Annotated in this window: 5 protein-coding genes and 1 pseudogene; 3 read left to right on the top strand and 3 right to left on the bottom strand. The window is 68.9% G+C overall.

The features are described 5' to 3' along the window. The 3 genes and pseudogenes from V7702_RS16895 to gpmA all read right to left on the bottom strand — a co-directional run. Positions 1 to 146, bottom strand: a pseudogene (locus V7702_RS16895) (pentapeptide repeat-containing protein); the annotation flags it as partial. Positions 147 to 217: 71 nt separating this feature from the next. After that, on the bottom strand, positions 218 to 646 hold the full coding sequence (locus V7702_RS16585) for a deaminase (RefSeq protein WP_335651182.1): 429 nt from the start codon (positions 644 to 646) through the stop codon (positions 218 to 220). A gap of 20 nt (positions 647 to 666) precedes the next feature. After that, entirely contained in the window at positions 667 to 1380 is a 714-nt protein-coding gene (gene gpmA / locus V7702_RS16580; protein WP_335651181.1) for a 2,3-diphosphoglycerate-dependent phosphoglycerate mutase, read from the bottom strand. Positions 1381 to 1502: 122 nt separating this feature from the next. On the opposite strand from gpmA, the gene V7702_RS16575 reads away from it, so the two are divergent. The 3 genes from V7702_RS16575 (at position 1503) to V7702_RS16565 (ending at position 4290) form a co-directional block, all read left to right on the top strand. Further along, a complete protein-coding gene (locus V7702_RS16575; RefSeq protein ID WP_300575824.1) occupies positions 1503 to 1748 on the top strand; it encodes a hypothetical protein in 246 nt (81 codons plus the stop codon). After that, entirely contained in the window at positions 1745 to 2710 is a 966-nt protein-coding gene (locus V7702_RS16570; RefSeq protein WP_335651180.1) for a KpsF/GutQ family sugar-phosphate isomerase, read from the top strand. The genes V7702_RS16575 and V7702_RS16570 overlap by 4 nt, the downstream gene beginning before the upstream one ends. 77 nt (positions 2711 to 2787) lie before the next feature. Further along, positions 2788 to 4290, top strand: a complete 1503-nt coding sequence (locus tag V7702_RS16565) for a phosphomannomutase/phosphoglucomutase (protein WP_335651179.1) — start codon at positions 2788 to 2790, stop codon at positions 4288 to 4290. Positions 4291 to 4458 lie beyond the last annotated feature (168 nt).

Here is a 4458-nt window from a genome sequence, read left to right as displayed (position 1 = left end):
CCCGACAGGTCCTTCCAGGCGAACACCGCCCGGGCGCCGCCTGGGCGGGACGACCACAGGCGCTCGTGCCGCGCGCACACCGCATCGACCTCAGCCTGGCTCAGGCTCCTCAGTTCGGGGATCGAGGCGGGGCGGGGGGAAAGCATCTGGCGCCGTTAAGAATGGGTTGGCCTGAGGCTAACGCGCCAAGATTAACGAGCCCCTTCCGCGGCTTGGCTCAGCGGGCCGCGGGGCCTGGCGGGCGATAATCGGCGTAGAGAAAGGCCGCCTCGTCGGCCAGCAGGCCCACCTCCCCCAGGAGGCCCGCCGCCGCCAGGCGCTCAAGGCCCCGACCGGCCGCGTAGGGCGAGGGATCGCGACAGGCCACATGGACCCTCGCCACACCGGCCGCCACAAGCCGATCAGCGCAGGCGACCGCGCCGCTCGATCGGGCGCCGCAGGGTTCCAGGGTGACATAGGCCGTAGCGCCCGAAGCCGCCGCGCCGGCCAGGTCCAGGGCGATCTCCTCGGCATGAGGCCGCCCGCCCCGCGCCGTGGCCCCCTCACCGACCACCACTCCGCCGGCCGAGACAATGACGCAGCCGACGGCCGGGTTCTCGCCTGTCAGGCCGACCTGCGCCCTCGCCAGGGCGATGGCCCGGCGCATGGGGGCGGGCGCGCCCTCCGTCACGCGACCGCAGGCAGCGGCTTGGCGCGGGCCTCGTCCAGATAGCGCGCGGCGACGGGCTTCAGGTCATCCGACAGCTCGATCAGTAGCGGATTCCCGGTGGGGACCTCCACATCGATGATCGCCTCATCGCCCAGGCCAAACAGCAGCTTGACGATGGCCCGCAGGGAATTGCCGTGGGCGGCCACCAGCAGGGTGTCTCCGGCGCTCAGGCGCGGGGCGATCTCGGCCTCCCAATAGGGCTGCACGCGGTCGAGGGTGGTCTTGAGGCTTTCCGTATTGGGCAGGTGGGCGCCGGCATAGCGGCGGTCGCCGGCGAAATCGAACTCGCTGGCCGAGCTCAGGGGCGGCGGCGGCACGTCATAGGACCGGCGCCAGACCTTGACCTGGTCCTCCCCGTGCTTCTGGGCCGTCTCGGCCTTGTTGAGCCCGGTGAGGCCCCCATAGTGACGCTCGTTGAGACGCCAGTCCTTGATCTCAGGCACATAGGCTTGGCCCGCGGCGGCCAGGGCCAGCCAGCTGGTGCGGATCGCCCGGGTGAGCACCGAGGTATAGACCCGGTCGAACTGAAGGCCGGCGGCCTTGATCAGCTCGCCGCCCTTGGTCGCCTCGGCTTCCCCCTGGTCGGTCAGGTCCACATCCACCCAGCCGGTGAAACGGTTTTCCAGGTTCCAGCGGCTCTGGCCGTGGCGGAGCAGGACGAGGGTCGGCACGGGGCATCTCCTAGGGCGGTCGGGGTCGCCCGTCCGGCTAGGGCTCAGGGGACGGCGCGTCAAGCGGACAAGCCCCGCCTTGGGCGTGGCCCACGGCGACGGGAGCGGCTATATCGACACCGATGCTCGATCGTTTCTTCTTTCCGCTGCTCGGCCTCGCGGCCGTTCTGACCATCGCCCTGGCCCTGGTATGGCCCCAGGGGATCGGCGCCCGCTCGCCCGGCCCCTTCGGCCATCAACCCGTGCTCCAGACCCCGGAGATGAAGGCGGCCATGGAACGCCAGACCAAGGCCTCGCAAGAGCGCCTGAACAAGGCGCGGGAGACCATGCGGGACCTGCAGGACCAAGCGGTCGCCCCCCGGCCATGAGCAGCTTCGACGCCGTCGCCGTCGGTCGCCGGGTGCTGGCAGCCGAATCCGCCGCCCTCACCCAACAGGCCCAGGACCTGGACGAGAGTTTCGTCCGCGCCGTCGACATCCTGTTCGCCGCCAAGGGCCGCATCGCCTGCACCGGCATCGGCAAGTCCGGCCACGTGGCCCGCAAGCTCGCCGCCACCTTCGCCTCCACCGGCTCGGCGGCCTTCTTCGTCCATGCGTCGGAGGCCAGCCACGGCGACCTGGGCATGATCGGCCAGGAGGACGCCATCCTGGCCCTGTCCAAGTCCGGCGAGGTGCGCGAGCTGTCCGATATCCTGGCCTACGCCAAGCGGTTCCGCATTCCGCTGATCGCCCTGACGGCGGCCCCGGGCAGCGCTCTGGGCGAGGCGGCCGATGTGGTTCTGAAGCTCGCCGATGCGCCGGAAGCCACCGCCGAGGTCAATGCGCCCACCACCTCGACCACCCTGCAGATCGCCCTCGGCGACGCCCTGGCCGTGGCCCTGCTGGAGCGTAGAGGTTTTACCGCCAAGGACTTCAAGACCTTCCACCCGGGCGGCAAGCTGGGGGCCATGCTGCGCACCGTGAGCGACCTGATGCATGGGCCGGCCGAACTGCCCCTGGTCGCCCACGACACGCCGATGCCCGAAGCCCTGCTGATCATGACCGAGAAGCGGTGGGGCATTGTCGGGGTCACCGACGACCAGGGCCGGCTGGCCGGCGCCATCACCGACGGTGACCTGCGCCGCCACATCGAGGGCCTGCTGTCTCACACCGCCGGCCAGGTGATGACCGCTGGACCGAAAAAGACCGTGCCGCCGGCCATGATGGCGTCGGAGGCGCTCGCCCTGATGAGCGATCCGGCGCCTTCGGTGACCGTGCTGTTCGTGGTGGAGAACGAACGCCCCGTGGGCATATTGCACGTGCACGACCTGCTTCGGGCAGGCGTAATGTAGCAAACGTCGCGAACCGGCCTTAGGGGCTTCGCCTGGAGCCTTTCCCGAGCTGTCGACCACCCACCTGCGGAGTCCAGATGCTTCTCGCCCCCAGCGCCGATCTCGTTCCCAACACGCTCGCCTATGAGAACCAGCCCCTGGTGAAGGCCACGGGCTTTCGGGAATACGATGCGCGGTGGCTGTTTGGGCCGGACATCAACCTGCTGGGCGTCGAGGCGCTCGGCATGGGGCTGGGCACGCTGATCCAGCAGATGGGCCAGACGAAGATCGTCGTCGGCCACGACTTCCGCTCCTATTCGCTGTCGATCAAGCAGGCCCTGACGCTCGGTCTGATCCAGGCCGGCTGCGAAGTGCTGGACATCGGCCTGGCCCTGTCGCCCATCGCCTATTTCGCCCAGTTCGACCTGGACGCCCCCTGCGTGGCCATGGTCACCGCCAGCCACAACGAAAACGGCTGGACCGGGGTGAAGATGGGGGCCCAGCGGCCCCTGACCTTCGGCCCCGATGAGATGGGCCGGCTGAAGGAGATCGTCCTCGGCGGCGCATGGGAGCTGCGGCCCGGCGGCAGCCTGACCCACGTCTCGGGCGTCGCCGAGCGCTATGTGGACGACGTGGTGGCCGGAGTCAGCCTGAAGCGGCCGCTCAAGGTGGTCTGCGCCTGTGGCAACGGCACGGCCGGCGCCTTCGCCGCCGAGGCCCTGCGCCGGATGGGCGTCGCCGTGGTCTATGAGATGGACTGTGAGCTGGACTGGACCTTCCCCAAGTACAATCCCAATCCCGAAGACCAGGAAATGCTGCACGAGATGGCCAAGGCTGTGCGCCAGTACGGCGCCGATTGCGCCCTGGGTTTCGACGGCGACGGCGACCGCTGCGGGGTGGTGGACGACGAGGGCGAGGAAATCTTCGCCGACAAGATCGGCCTGATGCTGGCCCGCGACCTTTCGGAGCTGCACAAGGACGCGACCTTCGTGGTCGATGTGAAGTCCACGGGCCTCTACGCCACCGACGAGGTCCTGGCGGCCAACGGCGCCAAGACGATCTACTGGAAGACCGGCCACTCCTACATCAAACGCAAGACCGCCGAGCTGAAGGCCCTGGCCGGGTTCGAGAAGAGCGGCCACTTCTTCTTCAACGACCCCATCGGCCGCGGCTATGACGACGGCCTGGTGGCCGCCGCCGCCATCCTGTCGATGCTGGACCGCAACCCCGACAAGAAGCTGTCGGACCTGAAGAAGGCCCTGCCGGTCGCCTACACCTCCCTGACCATGTCCCCCCACTGTCCGGACGAGGAAAAGTACGGCGTGGTCGAGAAGATCGTCGCCGAGTACCAGGCGCTGCAGGCCTCGGGTGGCACGATCCTGGGACGAAAGATCGCCGACCTGATCACGGTCAACGGGGTCCGCGTGGCCCTGGAGGACGGCTCCTGGGTGCTGGTGCGGGCCTCGTCCAACAAGCCGGAGATCGTCGTGGTCGTGGAAAGCACCAGCTCGGCCGACGACATGCGCGCCCTATTCCGCCAGGAGGTGAAGCCCCGCCTGGGCCAGCACCCGCAGGTCGGCGGCTACAACCAGGAAATCTAGCGCAACCGGCTGATCTGGCGGGCCTGGCGTGCTTTCGGATAGATCATCGTATTAGCGAGCCACCCGGCGGGCGGCGGCCCGCGCGATTCCAGAACAGGACCCACGCATGCAAGTAGCGATGATCGGGACGGGCTATGTGGGCCTGGTGAGCGGGGCGTGCTTCGCTGA

Source organism: Phenylobacterium sp. (assembly GCF_036963605.1).
Classification (GTDB): domain Bacteria; phylum Pseudomonadota; class Alphaproteobacteria; order Caulobacterales; family Caulobacteraceae; genus Phenylobacterium.
Note: the sequence above shows the minus strand (reverse complement) of the source record. Positions and strands in the feature narration are given on the sequence as shown.